Origin of the sequence: Arthrobacter flavus (genome assembly GCF_039526005.1) — a bacterium.
In the GTDB taxonomy this organism is placed as follows: Bacteria; Actinomycetota; Actinomycetes; order Actinomycetales; family Micrococcaceae; genus Arthrobacter_D; species Arthrobacter_D flavus.
The window spans coordinates 22,223-46,953 of sequence record NZ_BAAAIJ010000009.1 but is presented as its reverse complement, the minus strand read 5'-3'; the positions used below and the strand labels follow the sequence as shown (position 1 = coordinate 46,953).

Below are 24,731 nucleotides of genomic sequence, written 5' to 3'. Positions count from 1 at the left end.
CCCTCCCACCAGCGATTGCCTAGCCTGCGCTGATCAAGCCTTCGATCTCGCTGGTCATCTGCTCGGTTGCCTGCTCGGGTGTGAGTGTCTCAAAGAGCACCTCGGACACGTAGCGGCCCACCACATCCTGGACGCCACCGGTGCCTACGGGCGACGGCAACGGGGCTTCGGCCATGTCCGGACGGATGTCATCCAGGAAGGACACAACAGACTGGTCTGCCTCGCCCAGCTCAGGGGTGATTGCTTCAGCCATGTCGGGGTTCACCGGAACGCCGCGGTCAACCAGCATGACCTTCGCTGCTTCCGCGTCGTTGGCCAGGAAGTTCACAAACTCAGCTGCCGCCTCCTTATTCTCTGACTGCTCCGAGATGGACCAGTACATCGACGCCTTGTAGTACATGCCGTTGTCGGCCGCTTCACCCGACGCCGATGGCACGCGGAGCATCGAAATGTTGCTGTCCGATGCTGTGCGCAGGGCCGCTAACTGGTTGGACCAGTACCAGCCCATCCCTGCACGGTTGGTGGGAAACTCTCCGGCCTCAAAGGTTCCCGAGGAATTCTCGGTGAACTCCGACGCGGTGGGCCCGCCGCCGTCGTCGCGCACGGTCAGGAGGTGCTCAAACCAGGAGGTGACGTTCTCGGGGCTATAACCGACTCCACCATCTTCCTCGTTGTAGAGGGACTCACCCTGCTGGCGTAGCCAGATCCGCAGGTCAACGTCCTGCGCGCCAAACTCGCTACCGCGGCTATCCCCGCCGAGCTTCTCTTCCAGTTCAGCCGAGATATCGTAATAGTCATCCCAGGTCCAGGTGGAATCATCCGGCAACTCCACGCCGGCTTCCTCGAACAGGTCCTCATTCACCATCACCACGTAGGCGTTCTGACCGGTGCTCAGCCCGTAGAGCCCGTCCTGGTATTCGCCCAGGCTCAGGGATGACTCATCGAACTTCTCGAGGTCGAGTCCCGGGAGTTCGCTCAGGTTGGCGAGAGCCCCTCGACCGGCGTACTCCTGCAGGTACTTCTCATCCATGGTGATGACATCCGGGGCGTCGCCACCGGCGGTTGTGGTGGCCAGGCGATCCCAGTAGCCGCCGAAGTCGCCATATTCACCCGAGATGGAGATGCCCTCGTTGCCCTCCTCGAACATGGTGATCATCTGCTCGTTGGCTTCGTGCCGGGGGTCGGATCCCCACCAGGAGAAGCGCAGGTTACCGTCGCCGGCAGCCTCGCTGCCGCTGTCGCTGCCCCCGCCACAGGCGGTCAGTCCCAGCCCTAGCGCCATGGCCATGGCCACTGCGCTACGGGTCTTAGTGGTGCGCGAGAATTTCGTCATTGATTTCCTCTTCTGTGATTGTTCGACTGCAGTTGGAGTGTGGTGGCCTAAGTGGGCTAGCTCTGGATGAGGCTTTCAATCTCGGCGGTCATCTGTTCGGCCGCCTCGGCCGGGGTGAGGTTGCCGAACAGGACTTCCGAGTCGTAGCGAAGGATGACGTCCTGGACGCCGCCAGCACCCACCGGTGACGGTGCTGGGCTGGTGGCGACGCTGGATTCGATTTCCTCAAGGAAGTCGACTACTGCCTGGTCTGCCTCGCCGAGTTCCGGACGAACGGCCGCGGCCATATCTGGGTTGACCGGCACGCCGCGGTCGACCAGCATCTTCTTGGCTGGCTCTTCGTTGTTCGCGAGGTAGTTGACGAAGTCCGCTGCGGCTTCCTGGTTCTCCGACTGGCTGGAGACCGACCAGTACATGGAGGCCTTGTAGTACATACCGTTATCGGCTTCGTTTCCTGTTGCTGAGGGTGCCCGCAGCATCTGGATGTCGCTGCCCGACGCGGTCCGGAGGACACCCAACTGGTTGGACCAGTACCAGCTCATCGCTGTTTTGTTGGTCGGGAAGCTTTGGCCTTCAAAGGTTCCAGCCTGGGCTTCAGTCCATTCGGAGGGAGACGTTCCGCCGGCTTCGTCGCGAACCTTCAGCAGGTGCTCGAACCAGGACTCTGCTCCCTCAGCGGTGTAGCCCACCCCATCATTGGTGTCGTTGTAAAGGGACTCGCCTTGTTGACGCAGCCAGACCCGCAGACTGCCGTCCGGTGAGTTTCCGTAGTCGGAGCCACTTACCCCGTCGAGGTTCTCGGAGAGCTCTTTGGAGATCTGGTAATAGTCATCCCAGGTCCAGCTGGTGTCGTCAGGGATTTCCATCCCCGCTTCCTCGAAGAGGTCGGCGTTGACTACAACGGTGAGCGCGTTGCGTCCGGTGCTCAGACCGTACAACCCGTCCTCGAACCGGCCCAGGTCCAGTGTTGCTTCATCGAACTTGGACAGATCGAGGTTCGGCAGTTCGGAGAGGTCGGCCAGGGCCCCGCGGCCGGCGTATTCCTGCAGGTACTTCTCGTCCATCGTGATGACATCCGGCGCGTCACGGCCCGCTGTGGTGGTGGCGAGACGGTCCCAGTAGCCGGAGAAATCAGAGAACTCCCCCTCAATGGTCACACCCTCGTTGGCGGCCACGTAGTCCTCAATGATTGCCTCGTTGACTGCGTGGCGCGGGTCGGACCCCCACCAAGAGAACCTGAGACTGCCGTCGCCCTCGGCGGCGGCCCCGCCACCGCAGGCGGCGAGTGAGAGGCTGAGCCCAGCAACCATTGTGACTGCGGTGGCCGCCTTGAGGCGGGTGGAGAGATTCTTCATTGAACGCTTCTTTCATTGCGTGCCGGGTGATGCCGTAGTACTTACTTACCGCCGGTGGTGGCGATGCCCTTGACGAGATACTTCTGGCCGAACAGGAAGACCAGGAAGATCGGAAGGAGGGAGACGATCGACATGGCGAACAAGGAACCCCATGAGGAGGTGGCAGTCGAATCGACGAAGGAACGCAGGGCGACAGGCACCGTGTACATCTCGGGGTCCGTCAGGTAGATGAGCTGGCTAAAGAAGTCATTCCAGGTCCAGATGAACGTGAAGATCGTTGTGGTGGCCAGGGCTGGGAGCATCAGCGGGAGGATGATCTTGCTGAAGATCTTGAAGTGACCGCAACCGTCAATGCGTGCGGCCTCGTCCAGTTCCCGCGGCAGACCGCGAATGAACTGGATCATCAGGAAGACGAAGAAGGCATCAGTGGCCAACAGCTTCGGAAGAATCAGCGGGACGAACGTGTTCACCAACCCGAGTTCCGAGAAGATGATGTACTGCGGCACGATCACCACGTGAATGGGGAGCATGATCGTCATCAGCATGATCGCGAACAGGACGCTGCGCTTCCGGAACCGCAGTCGGGCGAAGGCGTACGCCGCGAGGGAACAGGACACCAGGTTGCCGACAATGGACCCCAGGACGACGATCATCGAGTTGATCATGTAGTGACCAAACGGTGAGCGAAGGGCGTTCCAGCCTTCAACGTAGTTGCTGACCTCGAAGGTGGTGAGGAACAGGCCCGTCAGGCGGAAAATTTCATCGTTGGGACGAAGCGAGCTGACGAGCATCCACAACAGCGGGTACAGCATGATCACGCCGAAGACGATCAGGATGGCGTGTTTGATCAACCTGTTCCTGCGGCCCTTGTCCTTGGGCTTGAAGGTGGTATCCGTGGTTGGTGGAGGATCTGACTTTTCTGGTCGTTCGGGGACTGGCGGAAGCTGTCCAGCGTTGGCCTGCATGTTAGTCGTCATAGAACACCCAATATTTCGATGCGATGAAGTTCAGGAAAGTAAAGATGGCGATGATGATCAGGAGCAGCCAGGCCATGGCTGAGGCGTAGCCCATGTTGAAGTTGCCGAAGCCCTGTTGGTACAGATACAGGGTGAAGAACATGGTTGAGTCACTCGGACCGCCGGTGCCGCCGGAGACCACGAAGGCCTGCGTGAACGATTGGAAGGCGCCGATGATCTGCAGCACCAGGTTGAAGAAGATAATCGGGGTTAGCAGCGGGATGGTGATGGTGGCGAACTGCCGTACCTTCGAGGCGCCGTCCACGGACGCCGCCTCGTAGTACATGGTGGGAATCTGCCGGAGGCCGGCGAGGAAGATGATCATCGGCGCACCGAAGGTCCAGACGTTGAGGATCATCAGCGTGCCCAGAGCCGTGGACGGGTCGGAGATCCACCCTTTGCCCTCAATCCCCACCAGGGCGAGAACCTGGTTGATCAGGCCGGCGTTGCCGAAGATCTGGCGCCACAGGACCGCGATCGCTACCGAACCGCCCAGCAGGGACGGGAGGTAATAGATGGAGCGATAAAATCCGAGGCCCTTCATCCCACGGTCCAGCACCAGTGCCAGCGCTAGGGCCGCGACGAGCTGGAGTGGTACCGAGATGAAGACGTAAAGGAAGGTGACCTTCAGCGAGTTCAGGAGCCGGGAATCCTGCATCATCCTGATGTAGTTGTCCAGGCTGATCCATTCGGGGGCCTGCAGGAGGTTGTAATTCGTAAACGAAAGATACAACGACGCCGCCATCGGGCCGATCGTGATCAGTGCGAGCCCGAGAATCCACGGCGCCAGGAAGAGGTAGGAAGCGCGTTCTTCCTTTTTCTCAGCGTCAGTAAGTTTGCGCTTAGGACCCTTCGGGCCCCGCTTCATCTGGGAAAGTTCACCTAAGGCTGACATAACCCGTCCTTACCGGCCGCTGGGGAAAGTGCGCGGGCGTATCAGTTGGGAAGTTATCTGGCACCGTACCCATTCCGCCTCCTATCGAATCGTCATTGGTCCTGGTAGTTCTTTAGCGAACTGAGAAAACGGTTTCTCAGGCGGCCTTAGTAGACAATAACGTGTGACGTGGCGCACGTCAAGGAAAGCGGTTTCCGAGATTGCTGACGCGTCACAAACTTCAGATGTGGAGTGCGCGCAGATGCTTGTAGAAGGCCGCCTTGGGTTCAAATCCGATACCGGGCGCGTTCGTCGGGCTGGTCCGGCCCCCCTGCACCACAGCCCCGTCGGCAAATCCGCCGGTCGGGAAGAACTCACCAGGATACGACTCGTTGCCTCCCAATTTGAGAGCCGCAGCGATATGCAGCGCAAACTGATGCCCCCCATGTGGAATGCAGGACCGGGGAGACCAGCCGTAGTCCGGCAGGATCTCCTGAATCCGCAGGTACTCGACCAGTCCGTAACCCAGCACCGGATCAAACTGAAGAATGTCCAGTTCGGGCCTCATGCCGCCGTACCGCAGGAGGTTGCGGGCGTCAGGCAGCGAAAAGAGGTTCTCCCCGGTCGCCATGCGATGGGGGTAGCGTTCGCCGAGGCTGGCTTGCAGCTGATAGTCGAGGGGATCCCCCACCTCTTCGTACCAGAAGAGGTCGTAGGGCGAGATCGCCTCGGCGTAGGCCAGGGCAGTGTCCAGGTCGAACCGCCCATTGACGTCGACAGCGAGATTCTGTCCGCCACCAACAACCTCCATGGCGGCTTCGATTCGCCGCAGATCCTCCGCGAGACTGGCTCCACCAATCTTCATTTTGGCGACCGTATAGCCCAGATCCAGGAACTTTTTCATCTCGTCCTGGAGTTCAACCAAACCTTTGCCGGGTGCGTAGTACCCACCGGCAGCGTACACAAAGACGTCCTCGTCGGGGGATCCGTCCCCGTAGCGGTCCGAGAGGTAGCGGTAGAGCGGTTTGTCCTCGATCTTGGCGACCAGATCGAAGAGCGCCATGTCGAGGACGCCGACGGCGACCGATCGCTCTCCGTGACCGCCCGGCTTTTCGTTCTGCATTACGACGTCCCAGATTTGCTCCGGGGAGAAGTTGCTGCCGTCCTCGCGCAGAATGTCCGCCGGGTCGGCCGCCATGAGCCGAGGAATGACCCGGCGTCGCAGGATGTCTCCGGCGCTGTACCGGCCGTTGGAGTTGAAGCCGTAACCCACCAGGGGTTTTCCATCGCGAATCACATCACTGACCACGGCGATGATCGAGACGTCCATCATGCTGAAATCGACCCAGGCGTTGCGCATAGTGGAGCTGATAGGCAGCGTGTCTTCGTGGATGGAAACAATCTTCACTGATTTACCTCCGGTGTTATAACTTATAACCAAGGCCGGACGATACCAAGATTCGTGGCAACCTGTCAACGAACGGTCGGGAGGAGCGAGTCCTGCGTGGACAATGAAACTGTGATCTACAAAACCAAAAGCGACCTTGCCTACGCTGAGGTGCGGAGCCGGATCCTTTCGGGCGCATTGCCCCCCGGATCACCCCTCCCCCAGCGACAATTGGCGGCGTCACTCGACATGAGCCTGACCCCGCTTCGCGAGGCGCTCAAACGCCTCATGACTGAGGGGCTGGTCGATCTTGAGAGTCACCGGGACGCTCGGGTGTCGACCATCAACGCCCAGGAAATCCGGGACTTCATGGATGTCAGACTCGCGCTTGATCCGTTTGCCGCTCAGCTGGCGGCCGAACGCTACACCGAGGCCGACGTCGTCGTGATGGAAGAGGCCTTTGCCAATCTTCTTCCCGTGACCCGCACGCAGGGTGCTGCTGCACTCAGCGCTCACCGGGACTTTCATGCAGCGATCTACCACGCCACGCACAACCCCCGCTTGATTCAGCTGCTCGATGAAACCTGGGATCAATCCGACCGGTACCGCAGGCTCGGACTCGCCCAGCCGGAGGGCGAATCGTTGCGCGCCCAGGACCATGCCGAGCACGCCGAACTATTGCGACTCGTCCTCGCTGGCCAGTCTGAAGCTGCCAGGCATCTCATGGAGGGTCACGTCCGCCGCAGCGTGATCTCACTCGCGGCAGAGAGTCTCACCGGAGAGTGATCAGTAAGTTCAGGTCGCTGCCCGATCTACTTGTATAACAAGAGGGTGGCTTGTACTATCGGACATAATTCCAACGACGGGACACTTTTCATGGGCACTCTCCTCACCTCTTCCGATCCTCTCGCCGCCGTCTCGGGCGGCGAAGCGACCACGGACCGGATCCGTCACGTCAAACTCTCCACCCTCACCCTCCCGCTGAGCACCCCGATCAGTGACGCCAAGGTGCTCACCGGACGCCAGAAACCCATGACGGAGATTGTCTTCCTCTTCGCCGACATCTCCTCGGAACAGGGCCACCACGGCACCGGCTTCAGCTACTCCAAACGGGCTGGCGGGCCAGCCCAGTACGCCCACGCCAAAGAGGTGGCCCAGAGCCTTCTAGGCCAGGATCCGAACGATATTGGCAGGGTTTATCAGCTGCTGCTGTGGGCCGGGGCATCGGTAGGCCGCAGTGGGGTTGCCACGCAGGCAATCGCCGCGTTGGATATTGCTCTTTACGATCTCAAAGCGAAGCGGGCGGGTCTTCCGCTGGCCAAACTTCTGGGCGCCTACCGTGACTCGGTAAAGGCCTACAACACCTCGGGCGGCTTCCTGCAAGCGTCCATCGAAGAAGTGAAAGAGCGTGCCACGGCGTCGTTGGCCGACGGCATCGGCGGGATCAAGATCAAGGTGGGACACCCTGACTCGGCGGTTGACCTCGCCCGTGTCGCGGCGCTCCGCGAACACCTGGGGCCGACCGTCCCGTTGATGGTCGATGCCAACCAGCAGTGGGACCGGCCGACGGCGATGCGAATGGGACGCACGCTGGAGCAATTCAACCTCACCTGGATTGAGGAACCACTCGACGCTTACGACGCCGAGGGACACGCCCAGCTGGCCCTAGCCCTGGATACACCCATTGCCACGGGTGAGATGCTCTCCAGCGTCAACGAGCACATCGACCTCATCTCCCACCGATCGGTGGACATCATTCAGCCTGACGCACCACGCATCGGGGGCATTACCCCCTTCCTGCGCCTCGCAGCCCTGGCCGACCAGGCGGGCCTGCAACTGGCGCCCCACTTCGCGATGGAAATCCACCTGCACCTCGCAGCGGCCTACCCCCGGGAACCGTGGGTGGAACACTTCGAGTGGCTCAACCCGCTCTTCAACGAACGGCTCGAAACCGTTGACGGCCGGATGATTGTGCCCAATCGGCCAGGGCTGGGATTCACCCTCAGCGAGCAGGCAGCAGCGTGGACCACCGACACGGTGGAGTTCGGCACCCGATGACCACCCTCGCCAGTCGGGTGGTCGAGGATTTGAGGCAGAGCCTGGTTGACGGCCGACTGGTTCCCGGCGACAAACTTCCGTCCGAGTCCGCGCTGGAGAGGCAGTACTCGGTGAGCCGAACGGTGGTGAGGGAGGCCCTCTCCCGCCTGCAGACGGCTGGTCTGGTGGAAACCTACCGCGGTAAGGGCACCTTTGTGCTGACCAGGCCGAGTGGGCAGCCGTTCGCCGTCGAACCAGGAGAAATCCGCAGTCATCAGGACCGACTGGACCTCGTGGACTTCAGGGTGGGCGTGGAGACTGAGATAGCAGCCCTCGCGGCGCGGCGTCACACGACGGTGGAACTGGGGGCCATCCAGCGTGCACAGGCCGCCTTCGGTGCTGCCGGACAGTCCCCTCGCGCCGCCATCGAAGCCGACTTCGCCTTCCATCGCAGCATCGCCGTCGCGTCCCATAATCGTTTTTACCTGGATCTCGTCGTGTCGCTGGGGGCGTCGATGATCACCATGCCGCAGACGAGGCTGGTTCCGGACAACCCGGAATCCGCGGCCACCCATTTTAATGTGGTGGACCACGAGCATCTTGCCGTTTTCAACGCTGTCAGGGCCGGGGACTCGCAGGCCGCGTCTGCGGCGATGCGTACCCACCTTGCCAACTCGCGGCTTCGGCTGACCTTCACCCCGGGCCAGGCGTAGGTTTGTTGACTCAGCCGAGCGCCATTGGCGGGTATGAGGATTGGCCGGCGTTCATGGCCAGCCATGACCGTTTCATCCCCGCCGACGGCGCAGCGGGCCGGGTTGCGGCAGCGCTCGGCGTGCCGGCGCCCACCCCCGTCGACCCTGATCGGGGTCTTTCCTGGCACGACGAGGTCGTCGTCGACGGGGTGCGGATCCGCCACCTGGGGTGGCAGTTACCCTTCGGCCCTCCCACCAAAGCCACCCTGCTGACCCCCGTGCACCACGACGGGCTGCTGCCGGGTCTGTTGTGGCTGAACTGTCACGGCGGCAATAAGTGGCTCGGGGCTGAACGCCTGGTCGACCTCGGTCCGGAGACCTCCCCCGACGTCGTCGCACTCCAACGCAAGCTCTACGCCGGACGGGCAGTCGCCAACGACTTTGCCAGGGCGGGCTTCGCGGTCCTGGTGCACGACGCGTTCAGCTGGGGCAGCCGGCGGTTCAACCTCACACCTGCACCGGGCCGGGCGGCCGACGCCCTCCGCGCAGCCACCGCTCTGTGGGCCAGCGAAGGGGTGCAGGCCAGCCCGGAGCTAAAATACAACACCTTGGCGGCCCAACATGAAAACACAGTGGCGAAGGCCGCTGCGCTTCTGGGCACCAGCTATGCAGGGATGGTCGCCTCCGAGGATCTGACGGCCCTCGGCGTCCTGCGCGGACTTCCGGACGTTGATGCGCACCGGATTGGGGCCGGCGGGTTCTCGGGTGGGGGCGGGCGCGCGTTGGTGCTGGCCGCGATGACCGGGGACCTGGGCGCCTGTGTGATCGCCTGCATGATGACCACCCATGCGTCGCTGTTCCCGGCCTACCTGGAGAGTCATTCTTGGCTCCTGAGTACCCCTGGGCTGGCTACCGTGTCCGAGTGGCCCGACCTGACGGCGCTGGCCCCAAATACCCGCTTCCTGGCGCAGTACGCACTCGGTGACGAACTCTTCCCGGTCGAGGGCATGCGGGCCGCCGACCACCGCCTGCAGGAGTTGCACGACGACGACCGGTACAAAGGTGATTGGCATGCCGGCGGGCACGTCTTCGCGGCCGACTTCTTCACGCAGGCCCGTGATCACTTCTGCGAGGTTTTGCAGTAATCCTCGGGCCGTCACCGGCAGTGCGACGCTGCCTTAGATTCGACGCTGCCTTACATTCACCGTGAGAACGGTGAACAGGAGACAGCCGACCGCTGCCACGATCAGCGGTGGCAGCAACCAGATCACCACCCCGGAAACAGCCAGGACCGCCACGATCATGACGCCGCCTATCGGGTCGTCGCGCAGCTTCCGTGCTCCCTCAGCGATCGCACCCTTCCAGCCGCGGTCGGGTGTCCAGTGGTAGCCCGCCTGCAACAGGATCAGCACGGTGAGGGCGAGGCCCAGAACTCCGAGAACAAGGATCACTGGCCACGCGAACAACACCTGGGCCAGAGAGAGGAAGATGTTCAACCCGAGGAGCCCGGCGACCAGCACCGCCATCACGCCAACCACCAGGCCGCCGGGCAACGCCCGCACGAAATCGGCACCGTAGTTCCTCACTGAACTCCGTTCGGCCCGGAGATACCGCTGCAGGTGTCGGGTGCCAGCGGCGATCGCTGCGGGCAGGGTAATAATGGGGAACCCGGCGAGGGCGGTGAGCACTCCCGCCCAGATCACCTGAGCAAACAGTTCAACCCCGTTGGCGGCACCGGGCCACTTCGATTCGGTGCCGTCCGGCTCCGGAGGCATAGTCTCCCGACGGCGCCAACGCATCATCTCAATTCACCCGGCGGCTGAGGTTCGATCGACACGCGGCCCGGGGCACAGCTAAGTGAAACCATAGCTACAGCATGACAGGCACTGGCGCCGATGAAGAAGTGGGACCAGACTAACTGGGAAGCGCTTACCACCAGTTGCCACTTACTGCCCCGCTTCACAGCGCGTGCAACAATGCTAAAGGTACCTGCTGGGGATGAGCGTCCGGCGGGCCAGCGGAAGGATGCAGTTCAGCCATGGAATCAGGCGCAAACAAGCCGGCAGTGACTCTCAACGACGTGGCGCTGGCCGCTGGCGTTTCACTGGCGACCGCCTCCCGGTCACTGAACGGCAGCGCTCGGAAGGTCAATGACACTTACCGGTTACGCGTTGTCGACGCCGCCCAGCGCCTCGGGTATATCCCTAACCTGTTCGCCCAAGCGGTTGCCAAGGGCGCCACCACCACGGTTGCGCTGCTGGTCGCTGACATTTCCGACCCCTATTTCTCCACTATTGCGTCGGGCGTGATCCAGGCCGCTGAATCTGCGGGTCTAGTAGTCACCATCGCCGTTACCGGTCGTAATCCGGAGCGCGAGCTGGCCACGGTTCGGGCCCTCCGCGGACAGCGGCCACGGGTCATGATCCTGGCCGGATCCCGGATGGCGGGTTCACCGCAGGAGGCTGATCTCCGCAAGGAGCTGTCGGCGTTTGAGGAGAATGGTGGCCGGGTCGCCTTCATCAGCCAGAACGCTGCCCCGTTCGCTACCGTCCTGTTGGATAACCGTGGCGGTGCGCGCGCCCTGGCGGAGTCCCTGGTCGAGTTGGGCTACCGCTGCTTCGCCGTCGTCGCCGGCCCACCCACGATCGTCACGTCCCAGGACCGCCTGCAGGGCTTCCGTGACGGGCTTGCCGCACACGGACTCGACCTGGCTGAGCATCACATTGCCCACACCGACTTCACCCGCGATGGCGGGTATCAGGCCGCCACCGATCTGCTCCAGGCGGGCCTCGACGACGTCGACCTACTCTTCGCGGTCAGCGACGTGATGGCGATGGGCGCGATGTCGGCGCTCCGCGATGCGGGTCTGGAACCGGGACGTGATCTGGGCGTCGCAGGCTACGACGATATCCCCACAGTCCGTGACATCACCCCGTCGCTCACCACTGTGCGAATCCCGCTCGAGGAGGTAGGTCGGCGCGCGCTGGAACTGGCTTTCGGAGTCGCTCAGGGGCAGGACGGCGCCGGACAGGGCGGGTCGTCGACCATTCCGGTGGTCACCGAGGTGGTCCGGAGGGACAGCACACCCCGCCGCTAGGGCGTCCAGTCATCAACCCCGGTGTCGAGTCAACAGATATCACGTGTTTGCGGTCGAGACCCTGCTATTTGTGTTGACCCGATCCTAGGGCTACAGCGCCAGCTGGTCCTCTAGATGAAAGACCTCGGTCAGTCGTAGGAAGCCCTCATCCGGTCTCCCGTCCAGCTCCACAAAGAACTTGCCCATCTCCGCCTGCCAACGGGCGTTGACATCGGTCGCGGCCATGGCCCGTTGCGCAGCGGTGAAGTCCTCGGATTCCAGATAGCCAATGAGCAACCCATCCTCCCGGAGAAACAGGGAATAGTTGTGCCAACCGCTGGCCTTGAGAGCCGCCACCATCTCTGGCCAGACCGCCGCGTGACGTTCACGGTACTCGGGGATGCAATCGGGCTTAATCTGCAGCTGAAAACAGATCCGTTCCATCAGGTCCTTTCGTTTTCGGAGCCCTAGGGAGCCGGGCAGTGGTGCTTGCAGTCGCTCTAGAGGGCTACATGCCGGTGTTCAAGGCCGAGAAGGTTCGCGGCTGCCTTGAAGTCGGCGGCGCGGTGGCCTACGCACAGGGCCCAGTGGTGGCCGATGCCGGTCTGGGACCATTCATCGACCCACAGCCCGGGATCACCGCCGAAATCCACCCGGGATGTGGTGTTGCCAATGGCCAGCAGCGGCCCGGGAACCACCTCACCCTCGGACGTGATGAAGACGAAACTGCCGTCAGGGTCCTGGCCCAACCCGAAGGTGGTGACCGGGCCGTGCCGGACGTCAAACTCCACTGACACCCCCCAGCCCCGCTTACCGTGATACACCCCCAGCCCCCGCAGCAGCGGGTCCCCGGCGCTGACTGCAAGATGCGCCGGCCCGTCGTGGCCCATTTCCACGACGTTGTCGGTGAAGTTCAGCGCCTGGATCTCGGTGAAGGATCCACCGGCGTTCATGGCCTGGGCGGCGAGCATGGCGATCGAGGTGCGCAGCTCGTACTCGCCGGCCATCGGTATGCCCCGGGCCGTGAGGATCGATGCACCGAGGATCATGCCAGCCCCGAGGCGTTCGTGCTGTTCACCCGCGAGGCCGCGGTGATAGTAGGCCAGGGAATCGAGATCGAATTCGTCAACCAGGCGGTCAAGACCCACCGACACCCGGGCACCCCAGGCGAAGTCGCCGTCGTCGACCGATGGATCCACCGTGAACAACCCGCGAGCCAGTTCGATCCGCTCCTTGACCTCCTCTTCCGAGACGGAATTGACCAGTTCCCGAAGGTCGTCGAACTCGAGGACCTCAACATGGGAACCGAAGGTCGTGGACACTGCTGTCAGGTCGGTTGAGACGTCCAGCATGCCGGGGTACAGGTGCCCCATCAGCCCGTGCCTCGCGTATCGCAGCCGTCCCCGGACCCCCGCCGCATGGACCCACTGGTTTATCCGTTGCCAAGCTGATTCCTGGGTCAGATACCCAGAGACCGATCGGAACGGGATGCCTGCACGGCGAAAGACGTTGGCCACCTCCGGCACCGGGCATTGCCCGCAATACGCGAGCCATTTCCCGGTATCAAAGGAGCTGTGGTCCATCGCTTCGCTCGGCTGCAGATCAATCACAAGAACCGGGGTTTGGGACCGTTGCGCGATCGGCAACACCATCGAGGACGTGAGGTAGGTGGCCAAGAAAATGACAATGAGGTCGCAGTCCGCGACCCGCAGCTTCTCTGCGGCGGCGCCGGCTTCCTGCGGGTCGGATACGAAGCCCACGTCGATCACCTCCGCCTCCAATGCCGTGAAGCGTTCCGTCACGTACCGGCTGGATTCCCGTAGCTGCGGCAGCAGGTCCGGGAACTGGGGCCAATAGGCTCCCAACCCACCGGATACCAGGCCGATCCGGGTAGCCCGACGGCGGTGCGGGGTCAGGTTCTGGAGGGCGGACGACTCGTTCGCCACGGGGGAAGGCACGGGATAGTCACCGGTCATGAGTTAACTCCTTTGCTGCAACGGATGGCTCACTACGACGGCCGCGAGATGAGCGCGGTCGACAGCGCGGAGAGCAGCCCGGCTCCCCGCGCTTACGATCGGTTAGAAGTCGTAGTCGTCGATGTTCTCTGCATTGAAGACCGTCGGTGGCCCAACAATCACGATGCCCCCCTCTTCGACCTCACGTTCGCCCAACTCGCCAGCCTCAAACGTGTCGCCAACGGCGCCGGTGATGTCGCCGTCGGCCAGTGCCTTGCCGGCAAACGCCGCAACATAGCCCAGCTGGGCCGGATCCCAGAGCGCAAATTCGGACACCGTTTCGTCCTCGACGAAGGGCCGCATTTCATTGGGCAGCCCCAGACCGGTCAAGGCAACCTCGCCCTTGTACTCGGAGGTGGAGAGGTACCGCGCGGTAGCGGCGATGCCCACGGTAGTCGGCGAGATGATGCCCTTCAGATCCGGGTAGGCCTGCAGCAGACCCTGCGCCTCCTGGAAGGACTTGGTGTCGTCGTCGTCGCCATACACCTTGGCAACGAGGTTGATGTCCGCGTAGTCCGGGTTGGATGCCAGTTCCTCCTCCATGAACTTGATCCATTCGTTCTGGTTGGTGGCGTTGGCCGTGGCCGACAGGATGGCGATGTCGCCCTCGCCGCCGATTTGCTCGGCAATCAGTTCAAGCTGGATCAGCCCCACATCCTGTGCATTGACCTGGCTGACAAACAGGTCGCGGAAGTCGGGGTTGGTATCGGAATCGAACGCCACAATCTTCGCACCTGCGTCCCGCGCCTCCTGCAGGGCAGGCCCGACGGCGTCCGGATCGTTCGCGGCGATCGTGATCACGTTGGTCCCGGCCTGGGTTTCCGCGTTGATGAAGGAAACCTGACTGGACGCGCTGGCGTCGAGCGGACCGACCACCTCCGAGGAGGCGAATCCTGCCTCCTCCGCACCAGTCTCTCCGCCGCTGAGAACCACGTCAGTGTAGGGGTTGTTCAACTGCTTGGGGATGAAGGTGATGGTCTGTTCGCCGTCGGCGCCGCTGCCGCCTTCAGCACCTGACTCAGCTGTTTCTCCCCCGCCGCAGGCGCTGAGCATTAGCGCGGCGCTGGCGGTGAGCGCGATGAGAGCCGTGCCCCGACCTCGCCGGGACGTATTGTGAGTAAACTTCATTGTTCTTCCTCTCATTGTGCGCTGGTGGACCAGACGCTGGTTTTAGCCCCGGTGGGGACGGTCTTAGGGATGAAGCTGTTGCCGCACACGTCGGTCATGTCGACGTTTCTTGAGCGCGGTGCTCACGCTGGGTGTTACAACCGACAGAATCAGCAGGGACCCGGTCACAATGATCAGGACCACCTCGGAAACCCGGTCAAGCCGCAAGGCGTACGTGATGGTGCCGATCAGCAGTACCCCCGCCAGTACGCCGGGGATCGAACCCTTACCCCCAAAAATCGACACTCCGCCGAGCAACACCGCGGCGATGACCGCCAGTTCAATGCCGCTGGCGTTGTCGCTTCGGGCACTGGAGTAGCGGAGCGTCCAATAGATTCCGGCCATGGCTGACACCACGCCCGTACCGATGTACAGCCAGAACTTGGAGCGCGCCACATTGATCCCGACGAAACTCGCCGCTTCCTTGCTGTAGCCCAACGCAAAAAGCCCGCGGCCAAACGGTGTGAAATGGAGCAGCACCCCAAAGAAGGCGATGATCAGCACCACGCCGATCATCACCGTGGGAATACCAGTAGCTCCCAGCTTGGACGTGAAGAAGGCCGTCAGTGCGGGCGGGAAGTCGGCCACCGCGTTGTCACCAATGACCACCAGGGCCAACCCTCGAAAGAGCGCGAGGGTACCGATGGTCACGGCAAGGGAAGGCAAGCCGAGATAGGCGATCAGCAGTCCGTTGAAAGCCCCGGCAACCAGTCCCACGACGAGACACACGACGAGTGCAAGCCAGATCTCTGTTCCCGCCGCCCAGAGGACGCCCAACACGGCGCTGCTGAGTCCGGCGATGCTGGCCACTGACAGGTCAATTTCTCCGGAGATGATGACCAGGGTCATCGGCATGGCAATGATCAGGATCGGGATCACGTCGAGCAGCAGGAAACCGACCGTAACTGGCGAGGCAAAACGGGGGATGGCGAGGCAGGCGAACAGCACCACGACCACCAGGGTGTAAATCATGATGGCGTCGCGGCCCAACAGCAGCCGTTGCGCACCGGTGCGGCCCTTGGGCTCGGATTCGAGTACGGCCCCGGTGCCCTTATCGCTCACAGTCGTCGTCGCAGTCTTAGACATTACGGGCCTCGCTGATCCGTAGCTTCCGGGCGGTGCGAAGTGCAGCCAGCCGGTCAATAATGATGGCTGCAAGGATCAGGATTCCCACGATCGCCTGCTGCCAGAATTTGTCCACCCGGAGGGCTGCCAAGGCACTGGTGATGGTAGTCAGCAGTAGCGCGCCAATCGCTGCTCCTACCACTGTCCCGCTCCCGCCGAAGATGGCGACACCTCCGACGACGGCGGCCGCGACCACGTCCAGTTCGAGGCCCGTGCCGGTGGTGGCCCCCACGGAGTTGAAGCGGCTGGCGTAGAGCACGCCGGCCAACCCGACGAGCACCCCATTCGCGATGAAGGCGAGCAGCACCCGGCGGGTGACTGGAATGCCGAAGAGTTTGGCGGCATCGGGGTCGGAACCGATGGCGTAGAGATCACGTCCGGGTCGGGTACCCGCCATAAAGACGGCAACCACGATGACCACGATGACGGCAATCAGGGTAATGAGCGGAAATCCCAGAACGGTGTTCACCGACAGGGCGCCGAATTCCTGGGGTCGATCCCCGGCGAAATACTGTGTTCCGCCAGCCCAGGCATTGTTGATGCCCCTGAAGATATAAAGGGTGCCGAGAGTGATCACGAGCGCTGGCACCTTCGCCACGGTCACCAGAATGCCGTTTACGGCGCCGAGGACGCCCCCGAGGATCATCCCCAGGATGAACACCACTATGACGGGGACATCTGGCATGGCGAAGAAAAGGGAACCGGTCGAGAAGGCCACCAATCCCAGCGCCGACCCGACTGAAAGGTCCACGTTCCGGGTGATGATCACCAGTGCCTGGCCTACCGCCAGCAGCATGACGATGGTTGCGTTCAGGAGTAGGTCCTTGACTCCTTGCTCGCTGAGGAACAGGGGGTTCACCAGCCAGGTGAAGAACACCAGTCCCACCAGCGCGATCATTACGGGCAATTCGCGGAGGCGAAGCACCGCTGCGATTCCGGAGGCCCGGCGATGCCGTTCCTCGGGTGCCTTGGCGGTGGCGGGGCGGTTCAGGTCGGTGCTCATGTGGCGCTCTCCGGTGTTGCAGTGGCAGCGTGCATGACAGTTTCAGGGGTGGCTGAAGCCCGGTCCAGTTCCGCGGAAATCCGGCCCTCGTGCATGACCAGGACCCGATCCGCCATTCCCAGGACCTCGGGAAGTTCGGAGGAGATCATGAGGATTGCGATTCCACGGCCGGCGAGTTCAGACACGAGGCGGTGTACTTCGCTTTTGGTGCCGACGTCGATGCCGCGGGTCGGTTCGTCGATGATGAGTAGCTTCGGTTCGGTGGCCAGCCATTTGGCCAGCACCACTTTTTGCTGGTTGCCGCCCGAGAGCGTTGACACGGGGTGCTCCGGGGAGCCGGCCTTCACCTGAAGTCGCTTAGTCCACAGGGCTGCGGCCGCACGTTCATCCTTGCCCCGGATGATGCCGCGTTTGGCGAGACTATTGCGCAGGGTCAGCACGGCATTTCGTTCCACCGACAGTTCCATCACCAATCCCTGGTTGCGCCGGTCTTCGGGGACAAACCCGATTCCCGCGTCAATCGCTGCTCGGGGGTCACGAGACTTTAGGGCGTGGCCGTTCATTTGGACCGATCCGGCGTCGTACCCATCGATACCGAAGATGGCCCGCGCCACCTCAGTCCGCCCGGCACCCACCAGTCCTGCCAGCGCCACGATCTCACCGGCTTTGACCTCGAAGCTGATGTCGGAGAACACTCCCGCACGGGAAAGGTGGTCGACCTGCAGGACGGTGTCCCCGATTGCCGCCTCCTCTTTGGGGTAGAGAGCAGCAATGTCGCGGCCGACCATTTCACGCACCACGGCTTCCACAGTGATGTCGGCCGTGTTGTGGGTGTTGATGTATTGGCCGTCCCGCATGACGGTGATGCGGTCGCAGAGGCCAAAAACCTCGTCAAACCGGTGGGAGATGAACAGGATGCCACTGCCGGCGTCGCGAAGGTTGCGGGCCACTGTGAAAAGCCGGTCCACCTCGACACCGCTCAGCGCGGCGGTGGGTTCATCCATCACCAGGATCTTCGCGTTCAGTGAGATGGCCTTGGCGATCTCAATGATTTGTTGGTCCGCGATGGACAGCCCCTCGGCGGGACGATCCGGGTCAATCGGGACACCTAGTTCCGAGAAAAGGTCGGCTGCTGCGCGGCGCATCGCGCTCCTGCTGATCAGCCCGAGGGCACCTTTTGGCTGGCGTCCAATGAAGATGTTTTCTGCAACGGTGAGGTCCGGGAAAAGGGTGGGCTCCTGGTAGATCACCGAAATCCCTGCGGCTTTGCTATCACCCACGTTGCGGAAGGACACCTCGGCTCCCGAAACCGTGAACCTGCCACCGTCGGGAGTGTGGACCCCTGCGAGGATCTTTACCAGTGTGGATTTGCCAGCACCGTTCTCGCCCACCAGCCCATGGATTTCACCTGGTCGAATCTCCACCGTTCCATCAGCCAGTGCCACGACCGGCCCGAAGGTTTTCGCAGCACCGACAAGTGAGAGCAGTGCCACCTCCGGCACCGGGGATGTGCTGGGCTCCGGGACAACCATCCCGGCATCCTGATCTTGCGGCATTGCAAGCCCTCTCAAAAATGAATCGTTTCATAGATGTAGTTCAGGAATGATCGTAGGCGTGAGGGAGATCACCGTCAACAGATGATTCCAATCCGTGACCTTCGACGGGCATACCGGCAACCACAGGAGGAGCGCGTGGCCGGAACGGGCGGAGGAACCTATATTTGGGCAGTTATCCGGCTACCCGTGCTCCCCCGCACAACAAGCTCGGGCTGGAACACCACCTGGCGCCGCTCGCTCTGCGTGTCGTCGATTTCTCCGAGCAGCAGCTCGACGGCGGTGCGGCCCATGAGCTCGGTAGGCCTGCGGATTGTCGACAGGGGCACCACCGCGGATTCAGCAAAGTCAATGTCGTCGTACCCGATCAGGGCCAGATCTTCCGGCACCTTCAGCCCGCCGATGAGCAGCACCGCCTGCATCACACCGATCGCGAGCAGATCGTTGGCGCAGAAGATCCCGTCCGGCATCCGCGCCGGACCTGCCTGGACCACCCGCTCACCCGCCGCCCGACCCGCCAGGACTGTCATGGCTTCCGCGAGCACGAACTCCAGCGTCGCATCGGGGCATTCCCCGACAGCCCTCCTGGCTCCGGCCATTCGGTCGGCCACCTGCTGGATCGAAGCGCCTGCCCCTACAAACGCGATGCGTCGTCGACCGCCGTCCAGGAGGTGCCTGACAGCGAGGTAGCCGCCGGCCTCGTCATCGACCGACACCGAACTGAAGAGTTTCAGATCGTCCTTCCGGTCGACCAGGACCACTGGGACTGCCCGTGAATGGAGCGCCTCCAGCCGGGCCGTGAGGTCACCCACAGGTGAGATCAGCAGTCCCTGTACCCGCTGCTGCTCGAACACATCGATGTAGCGGGCTTCACGGCCGGCGTCATGGCCGCTGTCACCGAGCACCACAGTGCTCCCCCGTTCGGCCGCGTAGTCCTCGGCTGCCCGTGCCAGTGAGGAGAAGAACGGATTGCCAATGTCGAGAACAATCAGCCCAATGGTCCGGCTCTGTCCCGCCCGCAGTTGTCGCGCCGCATCATTGCGCACGAATCCGAGTTCCGCGATGGCTGCGGTCACCCGCGCGCGGGTGCGCTCCGCCACCCGGCTTGGGTGGTTTAAAACGTTGGAGACGGTTCCCACCGCAACCTGTGCGTGATCGGCCACATCCTTGATACTCACCGGGCGGCTATTCATGGCTGATCCTCGCTGACTGGGGGCCACCACCAAGCCGGACTGGCACCCGGCGTGGTGATCCTTGACACTCTCTCGTATGCAAGGATAGCTTTGACACGACAAAGTGAAACGATTCAAGCCAGCTTTCGACGCCGACACTTCACCGCAGACTGGCCCGCACCTTGAATAACCTGGAGACAAGAATGAGTGTTCTGGATAGCGTCACGCCCCAGCTGGAGCAGCTGGCCATTGAGGTCCCATCCTGGGCGTATGGAAACTCCGGGACCCGGTTCCGGGTCTTTCAAACCCCCGGCACCCCACGCTCAGTGCGGGAGAAGATCAGCGACGCGGCAAAGGTAAACGAGCTCACCGGGCTGGCACCCTCGATCGCACTTCACATTCCGTGGGACAAGGTCGATGACTACGGTCAGCTGTCCGACTACGCCCAGCAACAGGGCATCCGACTCGGCACCATCAACAGCAACACCTTCCAGGATGAGGACTACAAATTCGGCAGCCTCACCCACAGCGATGCCGCGATCCGCAACAAAGCCATCGACCACATGTATGAATGCATCGACGTCATGAACGTGACCGGCTCTCGCGATCTGAAGATTTGGTTGGCAGATGGGACCAACTATCCGGGCCAGGGTGACATGCGCTCCCGTCAGGATTGGCTGCAGGAATCGCTGCGCAAGGTCTATGACCGCCTCGGCGACGACCAGCGGCTGGTCCTGGAGTACAAGTTCTTCGAACCAGCGTTTTACCATACCGATGTTCCGGATTGGGGAACCTCCTACGCTCAGTGCCTCGAACTCGGCGAGAAGGCTCTGGTCTGCCTCGATACCGGCCATCACGCCCCCGGAACCAATATCGAGTTCATCGTCGCTCAACTGATCCGGCTGGGAAAGCTTGGTTCCTTCGATTTCAATTCCCGTTTCTATGCCGACGACGACCTCATCGTCGGCTCCGCCGACCCCTTCCAACTGTTCAGGATCATGGTCGAGGTGATCCGCGGTGGCGGGCTGGACCCGGCATCCAACATCGCCCTCATGCTGGACCAGTGCCACAACCTGGAGGAGAAGATCCCCGGACAGATCCGCTCGGTACAAAACGTCCAGGAAATGACGGCTCGTGCTCTGCTCGTCGACCGTCAGGCCCTGACCAGGGCGCAGGAAGCCGGTGATGTGCTGGGCGCCAATGCCGTGTTCATGGACGCCTTCTACACCGATGTCCGGCCCGGCCTCGCTGCATGGCGTGAGTCACGTGGACTTCCGGGCGACCCGATGGCTGCCTACCAGGCCAGCGGCTACCAACAGCAAATTAACGAGGCACGCCGAGGCGGCCAGCAGGCAGGATGGGGCGCATAATGACCAACCCAGCAGTCGAATCTTTACTCAAACGGTCAAACCGCTTGGGCGCTGATCACCGCAACACCAACTATGCGGGCGGCAACACCTCAGCCAAAGGCACAGCGACCGACCCGGTGACCGGCGACGACGTCGACCTCCTCTGGGTTAAGGGCTCGGGCGGCGATCTCGGCACCTTGAAAGAGCAGGGCCTTGCAGTCCTCCGCCTGGACCGTCTCCGCGCGCTGACCACCGTCTATCCCGGCGTCGACCGTGAGGACGAAATGGTCTCGGCCTTCGATTTCACGCTGCATGGGAAGGGCGGTGCTGCACCTTCCATCGACACGGCGATGCACGGGCTGCTTGACGCCAACCATGTGGACCACCTCCACCCCGACTCCGGTATCGCCATCGCCACAGCTCAGGACGGCGAGGCCCTGACCGCGACCATCTTTGGCAACAAGGTCCTCTGGGTACCCTGGCGCCGCCCCGGTTTCCAGCTTGGGTTGGACATCGCCGCCATCAAAACCGAGAACCCGCAGGCCATCGGCGTGATCCTCGGCGGACACGGAATTACCGCGTGGGGAGACACCTCAGATGAGGCCGAGACAAACTCGCTGTGGATCATCACTACCGCTGAAAAGTACATTGAAGAGCATGGCCGGCCGGAACCGTTCGGTGCCCCCCTGCCGGGGTACGGGGCTCTTGCCCCTGCCGAGCGACGCGCCAAGGCGGCGGCGCTTGGGCCGTCGATCCGCGGTCTTGCGTCCACCGACAAGGCACAGGTGGGTCACTTCACTGACGACGCCGCCGTCCTGCACTTTCTTGAAGCCTCTGGGCACCGCAGGCTAGCCGACCTCGGCACCAGCTGTCCCGATCACTTCCTCCGCACCAAGGTCAGGCCGCTGGTGCTTGACCTCCCCGCAGATTCTTCGGTGGAAGACTCGCTAACTCGGCTGCGGGAACTTCATGAGGCTTACCGCACCGAGTATCAGGCCTACTACGATCGGCATGCGGCGCCGGACTCGCCTGCCATCCGTGGCGCCGACCCGGCGGTGATTCTGGTGCCCGGCGTCGGTATGTTCACCTTTGGCGCCACGAAGCAGACCGCCCGCGTGGCCAGTGAGTTCTACCTGAACGCGATTAACGTGATGCGTGGAGCCGAAGCGATTTCCACCTACTCGCCAATCGACGAGAACGAGAAATTCCGCATCGAGTATTGGCCCCTCGAGGAAGCCAAGCTGGCCCGACTTCCCCAGCCCAAATCCCACGCTGGACGGATCGCCCTGGTGACCGGTGCGGCGTCGGGCATCGGCAAGGCGATCGCCACCCGGCTCGCCGCCGAGGGTGCGTGCGTCGTCATCGCCGACCTGAACCTGGAGAATGCCCGGACGGTTGCCGCGGAGTTGGGCAGCACCGATACAGCGATCGGGGTGCAGGCCGACGTCACCGACCCAGCTCAGGTGCAGCGTGCCATCGACGCCGCGGTGCTCGCCTTCGGGGGACTGGATCTGGTGGTCAACAATGCCGGACTGTCGATCTCCAAGCCCCTGCTTGAAACAACTGAGCAGGACTGGGATCTGCAGCACAACGTGATGGCCAAGGGGTCCTTTCTGGTGTCGCAGGCCGCCGCGAAAGTGCTGATTGAGCAGGAGATGGGCGGCGACATCATCTACATCTCCTCGAAAAACTCGGTTTTCGCCGGGCCAAACAACATCGCCTACTCGGCAACTAAAGCGGACCAGGCGCACCAGGTGCGGCTGCTGGCCGCCGAGCTTGGTGGGCACGGGATTCGAGTCAACGGGATCAACCCGGACGGGGTGGTGCGCGGGTCGGGGATCTTCGCTGGCGGCTGGGGTGCCAAGCGTGCGGCAGTGTACGGGGTCGAGGAGGACAAGCTCGGCGAGTACTACGCCCAGCGCACCCTGCTCAAACGTGAGGTGCTGCCCGAAAATGTGGCCAGCGCCGTCGCCGTTCTGACCTCCGACGCCCTGTCCCACACCACCGGGCTGCATATTCCTGTGGATGCGGGTGTGGCGGCGGCGTTCCTGCGATGACCGCCCGCGCGGGCGGGGTGTTCGTCGCCGTCGATATCGGCGCCTCGTCGGGGCGGGTGATTCTCGGTCGAGTGGGATCGGACGGGCCATCGCTCCAAATCGTGCACCGGTTTCCCAATGGGGCGGTGGAGGTTGACGGCACTCTGCGCTGGGACGTCCGCGAGCTGTTCACCCAGGTGCTGGCGGGACTGAGGCTTGCGTCGGATTCGCTTGAACCTGGGGAACGGATTGCGAGCGTCGGTGTGGACACCTGGGCGGTGGACTACGGTCTGCTCGACAACGACGGCGTCCTTACCTCCCTGCCCTTCAGCCACCGGGACATTCGAAGCGGGTCAACCGTGGACGGCGTGCATTCGCTGATGCCGTTCGAGCGGCTTTACGAAATCACCGGATTGCAGTTTTTGCCGTTTAACACGGTCTATCAGCTGGCGGCCGAAACGTCACTGGACCATCACCGGGCGCTGCTGGTCCCGGATCTGCTCTGCTTCTGGTTGACCGGACGGCGGGCCAGTGAGGCAACCAACGCGTCAACCACCGGACTCGTCGATGCGCGGACCGGCGACTGGGCGCCCGAAATACTCACCCGGCTGGGGCTCCCCGCCGACCTCTTTCCCCCGCTGATTCAGCCGGGGCAAAGGCTTGGTCTGCTCCTGCCCGAGGTGGCGCGGAGCACCGGGCTGCCAACGGGTACCTCCATCGTGGCGGTGGGATCACATGACACCGCATCAGCTGTCGTCGCGGTTCCGGCCACCGTCGAGAAGTTTGCCTATATTTCTTCGGGCACCTGGTCACTGGTCGGGGTGGAGCTGGACTACCCCGTACTCACTCCGGCCAGCCGTTCAGCCAACTTCACCAATGAGCGCGGTATTGATGGCGCCATCCGGTATCTGCGGAACGTCGGTGGTCTCTGGCTCCTGCAGGAATGTCTGCGCAGCTGGACCGCTGACGGTCTGGCCCCTCAGCTGGAGTCTTTGCTGACCGAGGCCGCGGCCCGGCCTGCCGATGGTCCTCGAATTGATGCTGACTCGTCCACGTTCATCCCGCCAGGGAATATGCCCGACCGGATCCGTGACGCCATCAAGGCGACCGGGGCGGCGGCGCCCACCGAACCCGCCGGCGTCGTGCGCTGCATTCTGGATAGCCTCGCCGACGCCTACGCTCGGACGGTGCGCCAAGCCGTCGAACTCTCCGGCGCTGAGGTTGACGTAGTGCACATTGTAGGTGGCGGGTCCCAGAACACGTTGCTATGCCAGCTGACCGCTGACGCCACTGGCCTGCCGGTGGTGGCCGGACCAGTCGAGGCCACCGCATTGGGCAACATCATGGTGCAGGCCCGTGCGGCGGGACTCCTCGGTGACTCAGCATCGCTGACGGACATCAGGGCGGCGGTCGCCCGGACGGCAGACACCACCCGATACACGCCTCACGGACCCGGAACTGCCCCAAAAACCAGCCCGATCGCGAGGAACCGGCGTGTCTGAGCCGGATACCGGCGGCGCTGCTGCGCACCCGTGACAGCG

The 24,731-nt window shown here is 62.8% G+C and carries 21 protein-coding genes; 8 read left to right on the top strand and 13 right to left on the bottom strand.

What is annotated here, in order from left to right:
- Positions 1-19: 19 nt before the first annotated feature.
- From ABD059_RS04125 to ABD059_RS04105, 5 genes are all read right to left on the bottom strand, one after another.
- The gene (locus ABD059_RS04125; RefSeq protein WP_343877993.1) at positions 20-1,333 is read right to left on the bottom strand and encodes an ABC transporter substrate-binding protein; all 1,314 of its coding nucleotides are present in this window, start codon (positions 1,331-1,333) and stop codon (positions 20-22) included.
- 56 nt (positions 1,334-1,389) lie between these two features.
- Complete coding sequence (locus ABD059_RS04120) at positions 1,390-2,688, bottom strand: ABC transporter substrate-binding protein (protein ID WP_343877991.1); 1,299 nt, start codon at positions 2,686-2,688, stop codon at positions 1,390-1,392.
- A gap of 41 nt (positions 2,689-2,729) precedes the next feature.
- On the bottom strand, positions 2,730-3,665 hold the full coding sequence (locus tag ABD059_RS04115; RefSeq protein ID WP_343877990.1) for a carbohydrate ABC transporter permease: 936 nt from the start codon (positions 3,663-3,665) through the stop codon (positions 2,730-2,732).
- Positions 3,655-4,599, bottom strand: coding sequence for a carbohydrate ABC transporter permease (locus ABD059_RS04110; protein ID WP_343877989.1), 945 nt, complete (start codon positions 4,597-4,599; stop codon positions 3,655-3,657). Before ABD059_RS04110 ends, ABD059_RS04115 begins: the two co-directional genes overlap by 11 nt.
- A 220-nt stretch (positions 4,600-4,819) precedes the next feature.
- Complete coding sequence (locus ABD059_RS04105; RefSeq protein WP_343877988.1) at positions 4,820-5,986, bottom strand: mandelate racemase/muconate lactonizing enzyme family protein; 1,167 nt, start codon at positions 5,984-5,986, stop codon at positions 4,820-4,822.
- A gap of 96 nt (positions 5,987-6,082) precedes the next feature.
- Between ABD059_RS04105 and ABD059_RS04100 the strand changes: the two genes are divergently transcribed.
- The 4 genes from ABD059_RS04100 to ABD059_RS04085 all read left to right on the top strand — a co-directional run bounded on the left by ABD059_RS04100 (position 6,083) and on the right by ABD059_RS04085 (position 9,839).
- Positions 6,083-6,751, top strand: a complete 669-nt coding sequence (locus ABD059_RS04100; RefSeq protein ID WP_343877986.1) for a GntR family transcriptional regulator — start codon at positions 6,083-6,085, stop codon at positions 6,749-6,751.
- Positions 6,752-6,841: 90 nt separating this feature from the next.
- Positions 6,842-8,023, top strand: coding sequence for an L-talarate/galactarate dehydratase (locus ABD059_RS04095; protein ID WP_343877985.1), 1,182 nt, complete (start codon positions 6,842-6,844; stop codon positions 8,021-8,023).
- On the top strand, positions 8,020-8,715 hold the full coding sequence (locus ABD059_RS04090; RefSeq protein ID WP_343877983.1) for a FadR/GntR family transcriptional regulator: 696 nt from the start codon (positions 8,020-8,022) through the stop codon (positions 8,713-8,715). The genes ABD059_RS04095 and ABD059_RS04090 overlap by 4 nt, the downstream gene beginning before the upstream one ends.
- A 2-nt stretch (positions 8,716-8,717) precedes the next feature.
- Positions 8,718-9,839 (top strand): acetylesterase, encoded by a 1,122-nt coding sequence (locus ABD059_RS04085; RefSeq protein WP_343877982.1) that lies wholly within the window; start codon positions 8,718-8,720, stop codon positions 9,837-9,839.
- A 33-nt stretch (positions 9,840-9,872) separates the two neighbouring features.
- Here ABD059_RS04085 and ABD059_RS04080 read toward each other — a convergent pair whose 3' ends face one another.
- The gene (locus ABD059_RS04080) at positions 9,873-10,469 is read right to left on the bottom strand and encodes a hypothetical protein (RefSeq protein ID WP_343877981.1); all 597 of its coding nucleotides are present in this window, start codon (positions 10,467-10,469) and stop codon (positions 9,873-9,875) included.
- Between the two features lie 263 nt (positions 10,470-10,732).
- Between ABD059_RS04080 and ABD059_RS04075 the strand changes: the two genes are divergently transcribed.
- Positions 10,733-11,791: a LacI family DNA-binding transcriptional regulator gene (locus tag ABD059_RS04075; RefSeq protein ID WP_343877980.1), complete on the top strand. Its 1,059-nt coding sequence runs from the start codon at positions 10,733-10,735 to the stop codon at positions 11,789-11,791.
- 90 nt (positions 11,792-11,881) lie between these two features.
- Here ABD059_RS04075 and ABD059_RS04070 read toward each other — a convergent pair whose 3' ends face one another.
- From ABD059_RS04070 to ABD059_RS04040, 7 genes are all read right to left on the bottom strand, one after another.
- Positions 11,882-12,214, bottom strand: a complete 333-nt coding sequence (locus ABD059_RS04070; protein WP_343877978.1) for an L-rhamnose mutarotase — start codon at positions 12,212-12,214, stop codon at positions 11,882-11,884.
- A 56-nt stretch (positions 12,215-12,270) separates the two neighbouring features.
- A complete protein-coding gene (locus tag ABD059_RS04065; RefSeq protein ID WP_343877976.1) occupies positions 12,271-13,746 on the bottom strand; it encodes an L-fucose/L-arabinose isomerase family protein in 1,476 nt (491 codons plus the stop codon).
- A gap of 102 nt (positions 13,747-13,848) precedes the next feature.
- Positions 13,849-14,913, bottom strand: a complete 1,065-nt coding sequence (gene rhaS / locus ABD059_RS04060) for a rhamnose ABC transporter substrate-binding protein (protein ID WP_343877974.1) — start codon at positions 14,911-14,913, stop codon at positions 13,849-13,851.
- 63 nt (positions 14,914-14,976) lie between these two features.
- Positions 14,977-16,038: an ABC transporter permease gene (locus ABD059_RS04055; protein ID WP_343877972.1), complete on the bottom strand. Its 1,062-nt coding sequence runs from the start codon at positions 16,036-16,038 to the stop codon at positions 14,977-14,979.
- The gene (locus tag ABD059_RS04050; protein ID WP_343877970.1) at positions 16,031-17,080 is read right to left on the bottom strand and encodes an ABC transporter permease; all 1,050 of its coding nucleotides are present in this window, start codon (positions 17,078-17,080) and stop codon (positions 16,031-16,033) included. Before ABD059_RS04050 ends, ABD059_RS04055 begins: the two co-directional genes overlap by 8 nt.
- Positions 17,077-18,636, bottom strand: coding sequence for a sugar ABC transporter ATP-binding protein (locus ABD059_RS04045; RefSeq protein WP_343877968.1), 1,560 nt, complete (start codon positions 18,634-18,636; stop codon positions 17,077-17,079). The genes ABD059_RS04050 and ABD059_RS04045 overlap by 4 nt, the downstream gene beginning before the upstream one ends.
- A gap of 158 nt (positions 18,637-18,794) precedes the next feature.
- Positions 18,795-19,826, bottom strand: a complete 1,032-nt coding sequence (locus ABD059_RS04040) for a LacI family DNA-binding transcriptional regulator (RefSeq protein ID WP_343877966.1) — start codon at positions 19,824-19,826, stop codon at positions 18,795-18,797.
- A gap of 182 nt (positions 19,827-20,008) precedes the next feature.
- Between ABD059_RS04040 and rhaI the strand changes: the two genes are divergently transcribed.
- Genes rhaI through ABD059_RS04025 form a run of 3 tightly spaced genes read left to right on the top strand, consistent with a single transcriptional unit; the run spans position 20,009 to position 24,692 of the window.
- Entirely contained in the window at positions 20,009-21,175 is a 1,167-nt protein-coding gene (gene rhaI / locus ABD059_RS04035; RefSeq protein WP_343877964.1) for an L-rhamnose isomerase, read from the top strand.
- A complete protein-coding gene (locus ABD059_RS04030; protein ID WP_343877963.1) occupies positions 21,175-23,211 on the top strand; it encodes a bifunctional aldolase/short-chain dehydrogenase in 2,037 nt (678 codons plus the stop codon). Before rhaI ends, ABD059_RS04030 begins: the two co-directional genes overlap by 1 nt.
- Positions 23,208-24,692 carry a rhamnulokinase gene (locus ABD059_RS04025; RefSeq protein ID WP_343877962.1) on the top strand — a complete coding sequence of 495 codons (1,485 nt, stop codon included), beginning with the start codon at positions 23,208-23,210 and terminating at the stop codon, positions 24,690-24,692. Before ABD059_RS04030 ends, ABD059_RS04025 begins: the two co-directional genes overlap by 4 nt.
- Positions 24,693-24,731 lie beyond the last annotated feature (39 nt).